The sequence below is a fragment of the Flavobacterium sp. genome (assembly GCF_039932285.1).
Classification (GTDB): domain Bacteria; phylum Bacteroidota; class Bacteroidia; order Flavobacteriales; family Flavobacteriaceae; genus Flavobacterium.
The window spans coordinates 1-19,128 of record NZ_JBDTQE010000022.1 but is presented as its reverse complement, the minus strand read 5'-3'; the positions used below and the strand labels follow the sequence as shown (position 1 = coordinate 19,128).

16 protein-coding genes are annotated in these 19,128 nt (G+C 33.7%); 4 read left to right on the top strand and 12 right to left on the bottom strand.

Annotated features, from left to right (window positions below; all coding sequences use genetic code 11):
- Positions 1-90 precede the first annotated feature (90 nt).
- The 4 genes from ABI549_RS06080 to ABI549_RS06065 form a co-directional block, all read right to left on the bottom strand.
- On the bottom strand, positions 91-231 hold the full coding sequence (locus tag ABI549_RS06080; protein ID WP_348075567.1) for a hypothetical protein: 141 nt from the start codon (positions 229-231) through the stop codon (positions 91-93).
- A gap of 79 nt (positions 232-310) precedes the next feature.
- Positions 311-4,837 (bottom strand): DNA polymerase III subunit alpha, encoded by a 4,527-nt coding sequence (gene dnaE / locus ABI549_RS06075; RefSeq protein ID WP_348075566.1) that lies wholly within the window; start codon positions 4,835-4,837, stop codon positions 311-313.
- 148 nt (positions 4,838-4,985) lie between these two features.
- Positions 4,986-5,390: an RNA-binding protein gene (locus ABI549_RS06070; RefSeq protein WP_348075565.1), complete on the bottom strand. Its 405-nt coding sequence runs from the start codon at positions 5,388-5,390 to the stop codon at positions 4,986-4,988.
- A gap of 119 nt (positions 5,391-5,509) precedes the next feature.
- Positions 5,510-6,199, bottom strand: coding sequence for a DUF6252 family protein (locus ABI549_RS06065; RefSeq protein ID WP_348075564.1), 690 nt, complete (start codon positions 6,197-6,199; stop codon positions 5,510-5,512).
- Between the two features lie 181 nt (positions 6,200-6,380).
- Here ABI549_RS06065 and ABI549_RS06060 point away from each other — a divergent pair, with 181 nt between their 5' ends.
- The 4 genes from ABI549_RS06060 (at position 6,381) to ABI549_RS06045 (ending at position 8,935) form a co-directional block, all read left to right on the top strand.
- Positions 6,381-6,950 (top strand): 30S ribosomal protein S16, encoded by a 570-nt coding sequence (locus ABI549_RS06060; RefSeq protein WP_348075563.1) that lies wholly within the window; start codon positions 6,381-6,383, stop codon positions 6,948-6,950.
- 17 nt (positions 6,951-6,967) lie between these two features.
- The gene (gene rimM / locus ABI549_RS06055) at positions 6,968-7,492 is read left to right on the top strand and encodes a ribosome maturation factor RimM (protein WP_348075562.1); all 525 of its coding nucleotides are present in this window, start codon (positions 6,968-6,970) and stop codon (positions 7,490-7,492) included.
- 80 nt (positions 7,493-7,572) lie between these two features.
- Positions 7,573-8,280 carry a methyltransferase gene (locus ABI549_RS06050; RefSeq protein WP_348075561.1) on the top strand — a complete coding sequence of 236 codons (708 nt, stop codon included), beginning with the start codon at positions 7,573-7,575 and terminating at the stop codon, positions 8,278-8,280.
- 325 nt (positions 8,281-8,605) lie between these two features.
- The gene (locus ABI549_RS06045; RefSeq protein ID WP_348075560.1) at positions 8,606-8,935 is read left to right on the top strand and encodes a hypothetical protein; all 330 of its coding nucleotides are present in this window, start codon (positions 8,606-8,608) and stop codon (positions 8,933-8,935) included.
- Here the strand turns inward: ABI549_RS06045 and ABI549_RS06040 are convergent.
- The 8 genes from ABI549_RS06040 to ABI549_RS06005 form a co-directional block, all read right to left on the bottom strand.
- Complete coding sequence (locus ABI549_RS06040; protein ID WP_348075559.1) at positions 8,930-9,619, bottom strand: porin family protein; 690 nt, start codon at positions 9,617-9,619, stop codon at positions 8,930-8,932. The two genes, ABI549_RS06045 and ABI549_RS06040, sit on opposite strands and share 6 nt — an antisense overlap.
- A gap of 80 nt (positions 9,620-9,699) precedes the next feature.
- A complete protein-coding gene (locus tag ABI549_RS06035) occupies positions 9,700-11,505 on the bottom strand; it encodes a cbb3-type cytochrome c oxidase subunit I (protein WP_348075558.1) in 1,806 nt (601 codons plus the stop codon).
- Positions 11,506-11,535: 30 nt separating this feature from the next.
- Positions 11,536-12,708, bottom strand: coding sequence for a cytochrome c oxidase subunit II (locus tag ABI549_RS06030; protein WP_348075557.1), 1,173 nt, complete (start codon positions 12,706-12,708; stop codon positions 11,536-11,538).
- 21 nt (positions 12,709-12,729) lie between these two features.
- Complete coding sequence (locus tag ABI549_RS06025) at positions 12,730-14,208, bottom strand: quinol:cytochrome C oxidoreductase (protein WP_348075556.1); 1,479 nt, start codon at positions 14,206-14,208, stop codon at positions 12,730-12,732.
- 23 nt (positions 14,209-14,231) lie between these two features.
- Complete coding sequence (locus ABI549_RS06020) at positions 14,232-14,777, bottom strand: cytochrome c (protein WP_348075555.1); 546 nt, start codon at positions 14,775-14,777, stop codon at positions 14,232-14,234.
- Between the two features lie 8 nt (positions 14,778-14,785).
- The gene (locus ABI549_RS06015; protein ID WP_348075554.1) at positions 14,786-15,310 is read right to left on the bottom strand and encodes a DUF3341 domain-containing protein; all 525 of its coding nucleotides are present in this window, start codon (positions 15,308-15,310) and stop codon (positions 14,786-14,788) included.
- A 6-nt stretch (positions 15,311-15,316) separates the two neighbouring features.
- Entirely contained in the window at positions 15,317-16,723 is a 1,407-nt protein-coding gene (gene nrfD, locus ABI549_RS06010; protein WP_348075553.1) for an NrfD/PsrC family molybdoenzyme membrane anchor subunit, read from the bottom strand.
- 93 nt (positions 16,724-16,816) lie between these two features.
- The coding region (locus ABI549_RS06005; RefSeq protein WP_348075552.1) for a 4Fe-4S dicluster domain-containing protein at positions 16,817-19,128 on the bottom strand (2,312 nt) is incomplete at its 5' end.

Here is a 19,128-nt window from a genome sequence, read left to right as displayed (position 1 = left end):
TAATCAATATAAATGTTGAAATTAAAGGGTAAGTTATCAGATAATGACTGTCATTATAATTAGTAATAATGTAGTCAATTTTGTTGGTATTTAATTTATTTTCTGAAATAAAAAACTTAAATATGGGATTTTCCAATTCCATAAAAGCCAAGAAAAGATAAAAGTTCCAAAAAGTGGACTTGTAGTTCGTTCATATAGAATTGCAGAGATAGATTTTTTAATTTCTTCCATTTTAAATTGCGTATGTTGTTTTTTTTTAGTGTTTTGCGATAAAATCGCCTACAACTTTAAGATTTACATGATTTTTCTTTTAATTCAACTTAAAATTAACCTGCAATCGTTCCAATTCGTTTAGTAATTCATTGGAGATTTTTATTTTTAGCTTGCGGCTGTTCATCGAAATTTTATTAATTACTTTAATTTCTTCGACTTCGGTGGCAACGGTTGGTTCTGGATTTTCAGCTTCTTGTATATCGCCATTTTCGTCCAGAACAATTTCTATATCTTCTGTTTCGACAGGTGCAACTTCTATTTGTTTTTTAATTTTTTCTAATTCTAAAATCTCAAAAGAAACCGTGTTGTCACCTTTATTCGCATTAAAAATAGCATTTAGCTTAGCAACTAATTCTTCTCGTAATTCTTTTATATCTAAATGAATGACCAGTTTTTTTGCAAAAATTCGCAAAACATCTTGTATCGATTCTACTTGCAGAAAGTTAATTTGTGGATCCGATTTTTTACCCGTTTCACGATTTACCCAACCATCTTTTATATTAACTCTAATGTACACAAACTGGTTTTGAACCAGAAAATGCCTGAATTTTAAGTATTCTTCATTAAAAATCCTGAACTCATTACTCTCGTCATACCCTTCTAAAACAAATGTCGCCCAGCCTTTTCCGTTTTTAGCTGTTCGGTGTTGTACATTGGTTACAATTCCCCCAAAAGAGAGATTTTTCCCCACGAATTGTTCTAAACTTTTTAGCGATTCGAGTTTGTTGTTGCAAAAATATTTCATTTCAAATCGGTAATCATCTAACGGGTGACCTGAAATATAAATTCCAACTACTTCTTTTTCTTTGGCTAATTTTTCCATTGTATTCCACTCTTCACACGGCGGAATTACTGGTTCAGAAATTTGCACATCACTCGTATCGCCAAACAAACTCACTTGCGACGAATTTTCATTTTCTTGAAACTTCGCACCAAATCGTATGGCTTTTTCGTAAAATGTAATTCCATCTCCATCGGTATGAAAATATTGCGCCCGATGTGTATTTTCAAAACAATCAAAACCGCCCGCAAGTATCAGATTTTCGATGGCTTTTTTGTTGGCAGCACGTTGGTCGACACGTTTGGCTAAATCAAAAATAGATTTGTAGTTTCCTTCTTTTCTGCTTTCTACAATGGTGTTTACAGCGCCCATTCCAACACCTTTTACAGCACCTATCCCGAAACGAACCGCATAATCATCATTTACCGTAAATTTATAAAAAGATTCATTCACATCTGGACCCAAAACGGCTAATCCCATGCGCTTGCATTCTTCCATAAAGAAAGAAACTTGCTTAATATCGCTCATGTTGTTAGACAAAACCGCCGCCATATATTCCGCTGGATAATTGGCTTTTAGATAGGCAGTTTGATACGCAATCCAAGCATAACAGGTGGAGTGCGATTTGTTAAAAGCATATTCTGCAAAGGCTTCCCAGTCTTTCCATATTTTTTCTAGTTTGTCTTCAGCATGGCCTTTGGCAACAGCCTGACTCACAAATTTAGGTTTCATTTTGTCTAGCACATCGCGTTGCTTTTTCCCCATGGCTTTACGCAAAACGTCGGCATCACCTTTAGAAAAATCGGCCAGTCTTTGTGACAAAAGCATTACTTGTTCTTGGTAAACAGTAATTCCGTATGTATCTTTTAGTAATTCTTCGCAAGCTTCAAGGTCGTATTCTATAGGTTCTTCTCCATTTTTTCTTTTAATAAAACTTGGAATATAAGCAATAGGTCCTGGACGATATAAGGCATTCATGGCGATTAAATCATTGAAAACCGTCGGCTTCAGTTCCTTCATATATTTTTGCATTCCAGCACTTTCGTACTGAAAAATCCCAACAGTTTCGCCACGTTGAAACAATTCATAAGTCTTTACATCATCGATAGGAAAAGTGTCTGGATCGAGCACTTTTCCTGTTCTGTATTTTACAAGTTTTACAGTATCTTTTATTAATGTTAGGGTTTTCAGTCCCAAGAAATCCATTTTTAACAATCCTGCACTTTCCGCAACGGAGTTGTCAAATTGGGTTACATATAAATCGGAATCTTTTGCCGTGGTTACAGGAACAAAATTGGTAATATCACTTGGAGTAATAATCACACCACAAGCATGAATTCCTGTATTACGCAGATTCCCTTCCAGAATTTGCGCTTGCTGAATGGTTTCGCCACCCAAATCTTCTTCTTTAGAAAGTATTATTAATTCTTTCATTCGGTCGAAATCCTCTGGACGTAAAACTTTTCGGATTTCAGCTTCAGTGTCATTCATAAAACGAGCCAAATTCCATTTTCCAGGAAGCATTCCAGGCAATAATTTAGCAATTTTATCAGCTTCAAAAAGTGGTAAATCTAATACTCTAGCAGTATCTCGAATGGCGGATTTTGCTGCCATTGTACCATACGTTATAATTTGGGCGACTTGCTTTTTTCCGTATTTTTCAATCACATAATCCATGACTTTACTTCTTCCTTCGTCATCAAAATCGATATCGATATCGGGAAGTGACACACGGTCAGGATTTAAGAATCTTTCGAAAAGTAAATTATATAAAAGCGGATCGATATTGGTAATTCCCAAACAATACGCTACTACCGAACCCGCTGCAGAACCACGACCTGGTCCAACAGAAACATCCATTTTTCTGGCTTCGGCAATAAAATCTTGTACAATTAAGAAATAACCCGGATAACCTGAGTTTTGTATAGTTAAGAGTTCAAAATCTATTCGTTCTTCAATTTCGGGAGTAATTTCTGCATAACGCCTTTTGGCTCCTTCGTAAGTAAGATGATGCAAATATTTATTTTCTCCTCGAACGCCGCCGTCTGTTTCGTCTTCTAAAATTAAAAATTCAGATGGAATTTCAAATTTTGGCAATAAAACATCTCGATATAGTGAATAGATTTCTATTTTATCTACAATTTCTTGAATGTTGACAATAGCTTCAGGCAAATCAGAAAACAATTGTTTCATTTCTTCTCCAGATTTGAAATAATATTCCTGATTAGGCAATCCGAATCGGTAACCACGACCGCGACCTATAGGTGTGGCTTGCTTCTCCCCTTCTTTTACACATAACAAAATATCATGCGCATTGGCATCGTCTTTAGAGATATAAAAAGTATTATTGGTGGCAATGAGTTTTACTTCATGCTTTTTTGCAAAGGATATTAAAGTTTGATTGACACGATTTTCGTCTTCCTGATTGTGGCGCATCAATTCGAGATAAAAATCGTCCCCAAATTGAGATTTCCACCACAAGAGTGATTCTTCTGCTTGATTTTCACCAAGATTTAAAACTTTACTAGGGATTTCTCCGTACAAATTCCCTGATAAAACAATAATATCTTCTTTGTATTGTTCGATTACATTTCTGTCTATTCTTGGTACGTAATAAAAACCTTCGGTATAAGCTATGGAAGACATTTTGGCTAAATTATGATAGCCTTTTTTATTTTTTGCCAAGAAAACAACTTGGTAGCCATTGTCTTTTTTGGTTTTGTCTTTGTGGTTGTCGCAGACAAAAAATTCACAACCTACGATAGGTTTCATTTCAACCTCAGTTGCTTCTTCACCGTTTTCTAACGCAGTGGCGTTTTTGGTGGAAGCTATTTTATTTTGATTCAATACATCTCGAACAAAATGAAAGGCACCCATCAAATTAGCATGATCCGTCATGGCAACGGCCGACATTTTATTTTTTGCAGCAGCAGCGACAAGTTTCGCAACCGAAATTGTAGATTGTAAAACCGAGAACTGCGTATGATTGTGCAAATGCGCAAACTTTGCCGCTGCTAAATCTTGTGTGATTTCGGCTGAAACTGGTGTTTTAGTTTCAACTTTTTCAGCTTGTTGAAAACGTTTTGCTATTTCGGCAGAAGCTTCTTTAAGATTGATATGTTTTAAGCCTATGAGCTGAATTTCTCCTTGATTTTTACTCTGAAATTCATGAAAATAATTGGCTTCAACATCCAGTTCTTCTTTGGTAAAAATTTCTCTTTTAATTAATTCTAAAAAACAACGAGTCGTTGCCTCGACATCGGCAGTAGCATTGTGTGCTTCTGAAAATGGAACCTTAAAAAGATATTGGTGCAATTCGGTCAATGTTGGCAATTTGAAACGACCTCCACGACCTCCAGGTAATTTTAATAATGATGCGGTAACTTCGGTACAAGTGTCCAGAACTGGCATTTTGACCATTGTTGAACCAATATTGGCACGATGAAATTCGCAACCCATAATATTGACATCAAATCCTACATTTTGCCCAACTATAAATTTAGTTTTTGATAATGCAATGTTGAATTTTTCTAAAACTTCTTGTAATGATATGCCTTGTTCTTGTGCTAGTTCGGTAGAAATACCGTGAATACGTTCTGCATCATAAGGAATATTAAATCCTTCTGGTTTGATTAAATAATCTTGATGCTCGATAAGATTTCCCATCTCGTCATGCAATTGCCATGCGATTTGGATACAACGCGGCCAGTTGTCAGTATCAGTAATAGGTGCTGACCAACTGCGTGGTAATCCTGTGGTTTCGGTGTCGAAGATTAAATACATATATTAGACATTAGTAACTAGGCAAAAGGCAATAGTTATTGAAACAAAAATACATTTTATGTGATTGAATGTCAATTTTAGTTATTAACAAACATAAAAAAAACCACCTCGATTGAGGTGGTTTGATATATTTTGAAAATAAGTTAGATTAGTATCCGCCTCTGTTTCCACCACGGTCATTAGAACCACCACTACGGCTGTTTCCACCACCACTGTAACCTCCACGAGAATCACCACCACGGCTGCTGTTTCCACCACCATAACCACCACCACTTGGGCGACTGTTATTGAAGCTTTTTCTTTCACCTTCTGGTTTTGGTTCTGATTTGTTTACAACAATAGCACGTCCGTCAACAGTTGCACCATTTAACTCATCAATAGCTTTTTGACCTTCTTCGTCATTTGGCATTTCAACAAAACCAAATCCTTTACTTCTTCCTGTAAATTTATCAGTAATAATTTTTACTGATTCTACAGCACCATAAGCCTCGAAAGACTCTCTTAAATCTGCTTCCTCGATACTCCAAGGAAGACTTCCAACAAAAATGTTCATATATTATATTTATTATATTAGGACAAAGGTAAGTTATTAATATTCTAAATTACACGATGTTAAGATTTTATTTTAAAAATAGCTCTTTTTCAACACTTTAGAAACATTAATGTTTAAAATTAATTTACAGGAACCTTGTAAAAAATACCGTCACGGCAAGCTGCCGTTTGATTATTTCCTGCATCAAATGCTGTAAACTTAAAATTGCCTGAAATAGTTGCTCCATCATATTCCGTAATTGTCACTTCCCCATTACTTTTTGTGACATCTTGAACTATTATTGATGCATTTGAATTTGCACCTACAATATTTACAAGATCTCCTGCTCTATAATTAGTCCCTGGCATATTTACTTTAACACTTGTAATTACTCCATTTGCATTTGCAACTATGTCAACTTTAAGACCTGATCCAGAACCACCTGCAGTATCTACTAAACTTGATGTTGTATATCCTGTCCCTCCTGAAAAAAGAGATATATTATTTACTGGAGCGAAAGTTATTCCTGTAGTATAATTAAAATTAGTAGCGTCGTTTGCAAATGAATAAGAAACGAAATTTGAAGTATTTATTGTACCTAAATTTCTGGCGCCCAATGCAGATGAATTTAAGTTTATTTCTAGGTTTCCTTTTGCAGATACTCCTTTTAATAAGACCTGTCCAGTTGAAGATTTTGTTGCTGACATCGCTGAGGATTTCCACAAAGAACCATTAATTTGTGCTTGAAATGCTGGATTATTAAATTCTACATTTTTTTCGCATGATATTAATGCAATTGCAGAAGCAAATAGGAAAATAATTTTTTTCATCTTTTTGAGTGAATTTTAGATTACAAAAATAACCGATTACATTTAAAAAACTAACAAACAATATAATTATTTACAAGGAAAAACCAAAATATCAAGAGTTTAGTACTAAGTTTAAGAAAAATATGTATATTTGCACCCTTAAATAATCGAGGTCGAGTACCTCAAAATTAATCATAAGATTATGTCAGTAAAAATTAGATTACAAAGACACGGTAAAAAAGGAAAACCTTTTTACTGGGTAGTAGCTGCAGATGCACGCTCAAAAAGAGATGGTAAATACCTAGAAAAAATTGGTACTTACAACCCAAACACAAATCCTGCGACAGTAGACTTGAACCTTGATGCTGCCGTACAATGGTTGCATAACGGAGCTCAACCAACTGATACTGCTAGAGCAATTCTTTCTTACAAAGGCGCTTTACTAAAACACCACCTTGACGGAGGAGTTCGTAAAGGAGCATTAACACAAGATCAAGCTGATGCAAAATTAGCCGCTTGGATTGAAGCTAAAGCTGGAAAAGTTGATGCTAAAAAAGATGGTTTAACTAAAGCACAATCTGATGCTAAAGCTAAAGCATTTAAAGCCGAAACAGCTGCAAACGAAAAACGTATTGCTGCACAAACTGAAGCTGCTAAAGTTCCAGAAGAAGTTGTAGTTGAAGAAGAAGTTGCTACAGAAGAAGTTGTTGAAGCTGCTACAGAAGTAGAAGCTCCAGCTGCTGAAGAAGCTAGCGAAGAAAAAGAAGCTTAATAATTAATTTTTGCAAGATGCGTAAAGAAGATTGTTTCTACTTAGGTAAAATTGCGAAAAAATTTAGTTTCAAAGGGGAAGTTCTTATCTATTTAGATACGGATGAACCTGAAATGTATGAAGATTTGGAATCAGTTTTTGTTGAAGTAAACAAAAATCTGGTTCCATTTTTTATTGAAAATAGCAACCTACACAAAGCTGATTTTCTCCGTGTTCGTTTTGAAGATGTAGACAACGAAGAAGAAGCCAATGCTATTATGAATTGCGAAGTGTATCTTCCGCTAAAAATGTTACCAAAACTTACAGGTAATAAATTCTATTTTCACGAAGTGATTGGTTTTGAAATTGAAGATAAGCGTGTTGGCGTTTTTGGAAAAATCGTTTCTATAAATGATACTACTGCTCAACCACTTTTTGAAGTTTTAAACGGTGAAGTTGAAATGCTAATCCCAATGATTGATCATTTTATTGTAAAAATAGACAGAGAAAACAAAAAAGTTATCATGGATTTGCCAGAAGGACTTGTCGAAATGTATCTTTAATTAGATTGTTAGACTTCTTAGATTTTTAGATTTTTAGAAAATCTAAAATCAACATTGCAGAATCTCTAATCATCCGTCGTATGTTTTCATTCAAACAATTCTCTATTCAACAAGATAAAACAGCAATGAAAGTTGGAACCGATGGCGTTTTACTTGGCGCTTGGACTCCCATAGACCATAACCCAAATTCTATTTTAGACATAGGATCCGGAACAGGTCTTATTGCGCTAATGCTAGCACAACGCACATCAGCTGAACAAATTGATGCTTTAGAAATTGACGAAGATGCCTACGAACAAGCCACGGATAATTTTGAAAATTCTTCTTGGAGCGACCGTTTGTTTTGTTATCACGCAGGTTTAGACGAATTTGTCGAAGAACCAGAAGATGAGTATGATTTAATTGTTTGCAATCCGCCATTTTACACCGAAGATTATAAAACCGATAACGAACAACGAGATTTGGCTCGTTTCTCAGATGCCATGCCTTTTGAAGAACTAATCGAAGCTGCTGATTTACTACTTTCTGAAAACGGTATTTTTTCTGTTATAATTCCATACAAAGAAGAAGAAAAGTTTATTACTATGGCAAATGAATATGATTTATACATTATAAAAACCACTCGTGTAAAAGGAACTCCAACCTCTGAAATTAAACGTAGTTTATTGGCTTTTAGCCGAAATAAACCAGAGAATTTGTCTATTGATGAAGTAATTATAGAAACTACTAGACATAATTACACTCAGGAATATATAAACTTGACAAAGGATTTTTATTTAAAAATGTAAGATTGGTCTATACTAATTTCTATATTTGATTTATTAAATTTTTCCATTGAAAAAAATATTTCCATTTTTCTCTTACTTATTTCACCCTATTTTTATATCGGTGTTGGCAACAATTTTTTATTTTTTTATAATAACAAATCGTTATTTTGTTTACGAAACAATCTATTTATACATCATACAAGTTCTTTTAGTGACTGTACTTATTCCATTAACAGGGTTTTATTTGCTTATTATCTTTGGCAAGGTAGACTCTATAATGGTTGCCAAAGTTTCACAAAGAAAAATCCCTTTAACCTTCCATATACTATTACTATCTATATTAATTATGAAAAGTATTACAAAAGAAGTAATACCTGAATTATTTTATTTCTTTTTAGGCAGTATAATCAGTAGTGTAATCGCGTTATTATTGGTTTACCTTAAGAAAAAAGCAAGCTTGCACATGTTGGGAATTTCATCACTAACTGTATTTTGCATAAGTTGCTGTATACATTTTCAAGTTCGTGAAGTTTTAATAATAAGTTTACTATTACTTTGCAATGGTCTTGTTGCTTCTTCAAGATTATATATGAAAGCACACACAACAAAAGAATTAGTTTTAGGATATTTGATCGGATTATTCCCTCAGTTACTACTTTTGTTCTTTTGGTTATAATATATAAAACATTAAACCAATATTTAAAGTACTTAATCCAATAGAATTCCCATTTAAGTTACCAGTTTTAAACATATTTTGTAGTCCGTAATAAGCGTACAAATTCCAAGAATTATACCCTGCAGAAATATAAGCACCGTAATGAATTTTATTAATATCAGGATTATTATTTATTTTAAATTTTTGATTTGCATCAACATATCGTGACTGACTTAAAAGCAAATAACTCAATTTAAAACCTGTATAAACTCTCCAAAACTTATGGGACTCGAAGGTTGAAGTTCTCCATCGAAATTCAATAGGCAAATCGACAAAATATAATGCTAATTTGTTTTTATCATAATTAATCCCAGACACGATTGTTTCATAATTAATTGTTCCATCAATATCCTCTTTTACAATAAGATTTTCTTTATAATTACTATACGAAAAGCCTAATCCTGGAGCAATCGCAAAGGTTCTTTTTTTATTAATTGGAAAATCCCTTAACAAACCTAAATTTAAACCTGTAGAAAACGAATTTTGAGATACTCCAACAGGCTTATCATTTAATATATTATATGTAACCCCAAAATAAAATTGATCCTCTCTATACAAAGAATCTATTGCTGAAAAATTTGGTTCCTCCTGTGAAAAAACATTTAAAGAAAACAAAAATAAATAAAAAATAAAAAAATTTCGCATGAGATATAATTATGGTTTAAAGTTAAGAAAATACTTTAAACTAAAAATGCCTTTCATTAAGAAAGGCATTTTTAAATTTTTTATGAATGATGAAGTTCTTCTTCACCTTCTTTCATAGGTACATTTTGAGGAACAAAATCTTCGTCATGACCTGGTTTGCTATAATCGTAAGGCCATCTATGAACCTCTGGAATAGCACCTGGCCAGTTTCCATGTATGTGTTCTATTGGTGCAGTCCACTCAAGAGTATTAGATCTCCATGGATTTTGTACTGTTCTTTTTCCGTAAAAAATACTTGTAAAGAAATTCCACATAAATACCAATTGGAAAGCTGCTCCAATTAATGCAAAAGTAGTAATTACTTTATTCACATCAGCTAAATCATCAAATAATGGAAAGTTAGTATTTGTATAATAACGACGTGGTAATCCAGCCATTCCTATAAAGTGCATCGGATAGAAAACCCCATAAGCACATATTGCAGTTACCCAAAAGTGAATATATCCTAAGTTTTTATTCATCATTCTTCCGAACATTTTCGGGAACCAGTGATATACTCCAGCAAAGAAACCATACAATGCAGAAATACCCATCACTAAGTGAAAGTGAGCTACTACAAAGTAAGTATCATGAACATTAATATCTAATGTACTATCTCCTAAAACAATACCTGTAATACCTCCAGATATAAAAGTAGAAACTAATCCAATTGAGAATAACATGGCAGGATTTAATTGCAAGTTACCTTTCCAAAGAGTTGTAATATAATTAAATGCTTTTACCGCAGATGGAATCGCAATCAATAAAGTTGTAAAGGTAAATACAGACCCTAAAAATGGATTCATTCCAGAAATAAACATGTGGTGTCCCCAAACAATTGTAGATAAAAATGCAATTGCTAAAATAGAAGCAATCATCGCACGGTATCCAAAGATTGGTTTACGTGAGTTTGTTGCAATAACTTCAGATGTAATTCCTAGAGCAGGCAATAATACAATATATACTTCTGGATGACCTAAGAACCAGAATAAGTGCTCAAACAAAACTGGAGAACCTCCTTGATAATGCAAAACTTCTCCTGAAATAAAAATATCTGACAAAAAGAACGATGTTCCAAAACTTCTGTCCATTATCAATAATAATGCTGCTGACAACAATACTGGGAAAGAAACAATTCCAATAATAGCTGTAACAAAGAAAGCCCAAATTGTGAGTGGCAATCTTGTCATAGACATTCCTTTAGTTCTTAAATTAATTACTGTAACAACATAATTTAATGACCCCATTAATGAAGATGCAATAAATATAGCCATAGATACTAACCACAAAGTCATACCTGTTCCAGAACCTGGAATTGCTTGAGGCAAGGCACTTAATGGTGGATAAATTGTCCATCCTGCTGATGCTGGTCCAGATTCAACAAAAAGTGACGATAACATAACTACACTCGAGGTAAAAAATAACCAATATGAAACCATGTTCAGAAAACCTGAAGCCATATCTCGAGCTCCAATTTGAAGTGGTATTAGTAAATTACTAAAAGTTCCCGACAAACCCGCTGTTAATACAAAGAAAACCATGATTGTACCATGAATTGTTACCAATGCAAGATAAATATCATTTCTCATTACCCCTCCTGGCGCTAATTTATCTCCTAAAAGAAAATCAAAAATTTTAAATGGTTGTTCAGGCCAAGCTATTTGCATTCTAAAAAGTAATGACATAATAACTCCAATGATTCCCATGATAATACCAGAAATCAGGTATTGTTTAGCAATCATTTTGTGATCTATACTAAAAATATATTTAGTTATAAAAGTGTCTTTATGGTGGTGTTCGTGATCGTGATCATGTGCGTGATCGTGGTCATGAGATGCTGCTGCCATAGTGTTTTATTTTAAATTTTAATTGTATAATTATTTTACTGCTACTGGAGCTGCAATTACTGCAACTTTTGCTGAATCAACTTTCTTATTAGCTACTGATGCTGCAACTGGAGCATTTTCTGCAGCTTTAGCTGCTTTTTCATCAATAACTGTTTTTACAATAGTTGGCTTATCTTTTAACCAATTTTGAAATTCTTGTGGAGTATCTACAACAATTTTCATTTGCATATTGTAATGAGATGCACCACAAATTTTATTACATAACAAAAGATAATCAAAAGTGTAAGGATCAAGTGGAGATTCTCCATTAGCAACTAATTCAGCACTTTTCTTAGCACGAATTTTGTTAATGTTATCAACTTTTTCAATCATGTGTTCTGTTTGGCGCATTTCGTCTGTAGTCATAATAGGTCTGAAAGCAAATTGGGTTACCATTCCTGGTACACAATTCATTTGAGCTCTAAAATGTGGCATAAAAGCAGAATGCAATACGTCTTGTGAACGTAATTTAAATACAATTTTTTTACCTTTTGGAATATGCAATTCCGTTACAGCAATATCATCTTGTGCATTTGGATCTTCAAGATCGACACCCATAGTATTTATCCCTTCGATTAAACGAACATTAGCTTTTCCAAGGACATTGTCTTTGCCAGAATAACGTGCTGTCCATGCAAATTGTTTTGCATATAATTCAACAACCATTACATCTTCATCTTCATCTACAAACATAATATTTGTCCAAGTATATAATCCGTAAAGAATTAAACCTGCCAAAACAAATACTGGAATAATTGTCCATATAAATTCTAGTTTATCATTATCAGCAAAATAAACTGCTTTTTTTCCTTCAGCTCCTCTATACTTGAAAGCGAAATAAAACAAAAGCACTTGTGTTATTGCAAGAACAAAAAACACAACCCCAAATGTAATCCACATTAAGTTGTCGTAATCAGCTCCATGTTCAGAAGCAGGATCTATTAAAACCAAATGACCCCATGCAAACAATCCGTATATTACGAAAATGTATAAAAACGCAAGAAATCCAAACATTAAATATCCTTGGATATTATTGTCATTATTATTTGCAATTTGAGAATTGTTTCTATTTGCTCCAACTTGAGTCAAATCGAAAATCTTCGTTAATTGCCAAATTGCAACACCTACTAAAAGTAAAACTATAATTACCAACAAACTTGTCATCTGTTTTCTGTTTAAATATTATTAATAATGAAAATGCTTACTTTCTTCTATAAGTGGATTTCCTTTTGGTAACAAAGGTTGTTTTGCAAGTGTTGTAAACACTACAAATATAAACAATCCAGCAAAGAATAATATTGAGCTTATTTCTGAAACCCCTATAAACCATTGATCTCCTACTGTAGCTGGGAAAATCATATTATGAAAATCTAAATAGTGACCACATAATATTACTGTACCAGCCATAGATATAATCCAAGGTACACGTTTAAAATCTGTATTAATCAACATTAATATTGGAAATACAAAATTCATAACAACCATTCCAAAGAAAGGCAAATTATAATATTCAATACGGAATTTAAAATAGACAACTTCTTCTGGAATATTAGCATACCAAATTAGCATAAATTGAGAAAACCATAAGTAAGTCCAAAAAACTGAGAACCCAAACATAAATTTAGCTAAATCATGAAAATGACTATTATTTACATGTTCTAAGTACCCTTTTGATTTTAAGTATAGAGTAACTAATGCAATTACTGTAATACCACTTACTACAAAACTTGCGAATACATACCATCCAAATAAAGTACTAAACCAGTGTGGATCTACAGACATAATCCAATCCCAAGACATCATAGATTCAGAAACTAAGAAGAATACTAAAAATGCTGCTGATAGTTTAAAATTCTTTTTATAATATGCTGCGTCATGAGTTTCGTCTAAAGCCAAACTGTTTTTTCTTGAAAAATGACGGTACAAAATCCAACCACCCATATATATAGCTGATCTTATTAAGAAAAAAGGTGTGTTTAAATATCCTGATTTTCTTTGAAGTAATTCATCATGAGCAACTACATTTGGATCCATCCAAATAAACAAATGATTAAAATGTAATCCTGATAAAACCAATAAAACATAAACTATTATAGCTCCAGGAACTAAATAAGATGTTATTGCTTCCATTACTCTAAATAATACTGGCGACCAACCTGCTTGTGCAGCATGCTGAATAGCATAAAATGCTAAAACTCCAAGAGATATTAACATAAAAAATAATGCAGCAACATATAATGCGGCCCAAGGTTTATTTTGTAACTGTCCTAAAACATGCGCTAAATGTTCCGCGTGTTCTGCATGAACGTCGCTAGCAACTTCATGATTAGTCGTTTTTTTAACTTCATCTTGAGCAACTTCTACTTGAGAAGCAATTGAATCTGACTTACCTTCAACTGATTCAGCATGAGCTTTTAAAGTTTCAACTGTAGAATCTTCTACTTTATTTACTCCTTCATTAACAGATTTTATAACATGTTGCCCTGCTTTCTCAACTTCATCTTGAGTAGGCGCAGCATGATGTTCTCCATGACCTGATGCAAGAATTGCTTCTACATCTTGTGTATTTTTAGGGGCAGTGAAAAAACCATATCCAATACCTAAGGCTCCTAAAAGCATTAAGATAAATGATAAGTTTTTTAATTTGCTTGAAAATGTATACATAGCTTATATAGTGTGTTTTACAATTATAGTTCAGACTTAAGTTTCAAAACATATTCCGCAACTTGCCATCTTTCCGTTTGTGACAATTGGTTGGCATAAGAACCCATCGAATTTAGTCCGTATGTTTGTACATGATAAATACTACCAACCGTAATTTGTCTATCTGCATAACTAGGAACTCCAAGAAATTTTTCTCTTTCAACAAGTTTTCCTTTTCCATTACCTTTTTCACCGTGACAAATTGCACAATAAACATTAAATAACAATTTTGTTTTTTCAAAATCAACAGTAGTTGAGTCTAATGGTGAATTTACAATATTTTTTGATGCTAAATAACCTGCCGGTGTATTTGGTATTTCATAAAGAACATAACCTCTTTTTATTGTACCTTGAACTGGAAGTTGACCTTCTTTTCCATTCTTAAATGCTGAAGATTCTGAATATGTTTCATATCCAACTGATTCATACATATTAGGAAAAAACTGATAGTTAGGCTTTAACTTATCTTGACATGAAAACAGCAATGAAGATAACCCCATTAAAACTGCTAGTGTATATACTTTTTTCATAGTTCTGATTAATGCTTTTCTACTACTTTAACTTCTACAGCTCCTGTGTTTTGCAAGAAAGAAGTTAATTCACTTTCATTATTATTTATAGCTACCTCCATTAAAAAATGATCATCTGTTGTACGAACATCTGGATTTTCTGCTACTTTAAAAGGCCATAATTTACTTCTCATATAGAAGGTGATAACCATTAAATGTGCTGCAAAAAAAACAGTTTCTTCAAACATAATTGGCACAAATGATGGCATATTTTGTATGTAACTAAAACTTGGCTTACCACCAATATCTTGTGGCCAATCTTGAATCATTGTAAAATTCATCATCCAAGTTCCGAATGTTAGACCTGTTAACCCATACATAAAAGCGCAAATTGCGATTCTAGTTGGAGCCAAACCCATAGCTTTATCTAGGCCGTGAACTGGAAATGGTGTATAAACCTCTTCAATATGATGATGTGCTAGTCTAGTTTGCTTTACAGCATCCATCAAAACATCATCATCATTATATAGTGCATGTATTACTTTATTACTCATGACTTATTAGTGATTATCGTGATTATTTCCTTGCTCTTCTCTTTTTCTTTTGTAATTATCTCCCGATGATTTCAAAATCGTTTTTACTTCAGCTTGTGCTATAACAGGAAATGTTCTAGAATACAACAAAAATAATACAAAGAAGAAACCAATTGTTCCTATAAATATTCCAATATCTACAAATGTCGGTGAAAACATTGTCCATGAAGATGGCAAATAATCTCTATGTAATGAAGTAACAATGATTACAAATCTCTCAAACCACATTCCAATATTTACAACAATTGAAATTATAAATGAAAACATTATACTTGTTCTTAATTTTTTAGACCACATGAATTGTGGAGAAAATACATTACATGTCATCATCGACCAATATGCCCACCAGTAAGGACCAGTAGCTCTATTTAAGAAAGCATACTGTTCGTATTCTACTCCAGAATACCAAGCCACAAAAAGCTCTGTAATATAGGCACACCCCACTATCGACCCTGTAATCATGATTACAATATTCATTAATTCAATATGTTGGATAGTGATATAATCTTCTAAGTTAGATACTTTTCTCATGATGATAAGCAAAGTATTTACCATTGCAAATCCTGAAAATACCGCACCTGCAACGAAGTATGGAGGGAAAATTGTAGTATGCCAACCTGGAATTACTGAAGTAGCAAAGTCCATCGATACAATAGTATGTACAGAAAGTACAAGAGGAGTTGCTAAACCAGCTAACACTAAAGAAACCTCTTCAAAACGTTGCCAATCTTTAGCTCTTCCACTCCATCCGAATGATAATATTGAATAAACTCTTTTATTAAAAGGTGTTACCGCTCTATCTCTAATCATGGCAAAATCAGGTAACAAACCAGTCCACCAGAAAACTAATGATACTGAAAGATAAGTTGAAATTGCAAATACGTCCCATAATAATGGAGAATTAAAGTTTACCCATAACGAACCAAATTGATTCGGAATTGGCAATACCCAATAAGCTAACCAAGGACGACCCATGTGAATAATTGGAAATAATCCTGCTTGGATTACAGAGAATATAGTCATTGCTTCTGCTGAACGGTTAATAGCCATTCTCCATTTTTGACGGAATAACAATAAAACTGCTGAGATTAAGGTTCCGGCGTGACCGATACCTACCCACCAAACGAAGTTAGTGATATCCCAAGCCCAGCCTACTGTCTTATTTAATCCCCAAGTTCCAATTCCAGTACTGATTGTATATATCATACAACTTAATCCCCATAAAAATGCGGCTAAGGCGATATAAAAAACTGTCCACCATTGTTTATTGGCTTTACCTTCGACAGGTCTAGCGACATCAACAGTCACATCGTGATAGCTTTTATCACCAAGTACTAAAGGTTTTCTAATAGGTGCTTCGTAGTGAGACGACATAATTTAATTTTAGATTTTAGATTTTAGATTTCAGATTTATAAAAATCATCTTTCTTATCTATATTTTACAATTCTTTGTTTTGCCTATTATTATTAATTTCTAACTTTCACGTGATAGAATACGTTTGGTTTTGTACCAACGTGCTCTAGCAAGTGATACATTCTATTATCTTCTGCTAATTCTGCTACTTTACTGTCTTTGTTATTTACATCTCCAAAAACCATTGCACCAGAAGTACATGCACTAGAACAAGCTGTTTCAAATTCGTCAAACTTAACTTCTCTACCTTCACGTTTAGCAGTAAGAATTGTTAGTTGTGTTTTTTGAATACACATAGAACATTTTTCCATAACTCCACGAGAACGAACATTAACATCTGGATTCAATACCATACGACCTAAATCGTCATTCATGTGGTAGTCAAATTCATCATTTCCGTTGTATAAGAACCAGTTAAAACGACGCACTTTATAAGGACAGTTGTTTGCACAATAACGAGTACCTACACATCTGTTATAAGCCATATGATTTTGACCTTGACGAGAGTGTGAAGTTGCTGCCACAGGACATACAGTTTCACAAGGTGCATGGTTACAGTGCTGACACATTACAGGTTGGAACGCCACTTGAGGATTATCCGAAGGAACTTCCATTCCTCGCAATGTAGATAAAGAATCTAACAATCCTGTGCTCTCTTCTTTAACTTTATTATCATTTTTAAAAGTATCTTCCGAAGAATAATATCTATCAATACGCAACCAGTGCATATCACGACTTCTTCTTACTTCTGACTTACCAACAACTGGTACATTATTTTCTGCATGACAAGCGATAACGCATGCTCCACAACCTGTACAAGCATTCAAATCAATCGAAAGATTAAAATGATGTCCTACAGTACGATCAAAAGATTCCCATAAATCGACACTAGTCGCGGCAACTTCTTTATGATCTAAAGAAACCATAGGAATAGGATTCCATTCCTCAGATTCTTTTGTATTAAATATATCAAGGGAAGTTTCTTTGATAATATCACCACGACCCATTAATGTTCTTTGCAACTGAACACAAGCAAATTCATGTTCACCGTCTTCTTTAGCAATAGATACATTTTGTACATTGCTAAAGTTATTGTATAAAGTGTAAGCATTAACTCCCACTTGCATTTCTTCTTTCATAGCCGCTTTACGACCATAACCCAATGCTAATCCAACCGTTCCTTTTGCTTGACCTGGCTGAATAATTACTGGAACTTTTTCTAATTTTACTCCATCAACCGTTAAGGTAGCATAACTTCCGTTAAGTCCTCCATTAGCTACATTCCAGTTTTCAATTCCTGAAGTTGTAGCATCTGCTTGCGATATTGTCAAATAATTATCCCATGATGCTCTTGTAATTGGATCTGGAAATTCTTGTAACCAAGGATTGTTTGCTTGTTGACCATCTCCTAAACCAGTTTTAGTATACAATACCAATTCTAATTTTGATGATGTGGCTTTCGCCAAAGCTGAAGCAGCTCCGTTAAAATCGGCACCAGCACCAGCACCAGAAGAAACTCCTTCAGTAACTACTACTCCATCATGAACCAATTGATTCCAAGATTTAGAACCTGACCAAGAAGCGCGAAGATAATCGTAATAAGTTTGTGTATTTCCTGTCCAAGATAATAAGGCATCTTGAAATTGTACTGTATCAAATAACGGACGAATAGTGGGTTGTGTTAAAGCATAACTTCCTTTAACAATACTTACATCTCCCCAAGACTCTAAATAATGTGGTATTGCAACTGCAATATTTGAAACTGAAGCGGTTTCATCTTCTTTGATTGCAAATGCAACAGAAAGTTTTACTTTTTTTAATGAATCTGTAAATTCTTTTCCGTTTGGTAAAGAATAAACTGGATTTACACCATTCATGATTAAAGTGTGAACAGCTCCCGATTTCATATCAGACAGAAGTTGTTTTACGTCAGCGTTATTTCCTTTACGGATTTGACGTGTGTTTGAAGTATTAAAAGCTTCACTAGACAATGCTCTATTGATAGCCAAAACTAACAATTGTGCATTTTTATCATCGATACCACAAACCAAAACACCTTTACTTTTTGCTGCTAATAATTGTTTAGCTGCATTTGTAATTGCCTCATCATTATCAGTTTTTGAAGTTGATACTGATGCTCCAGTTACTATATTGTATATTTTTACTAATGCTTGTTTTTGATTTGCAACAGTCATTGGCACACGCTTATCAGCAGCAGCACCAGACAAAGTCATATTGGCTTCAAACTGAAAGTGACGTGACATTTTTCCGTTTTGAGGAATACGCCCTTGAGCATATCCTGAATCAAAACCTCCACCTTGCCAATCTCCTAAGAAATCTGCACCAACAGAAACAATTACATTAG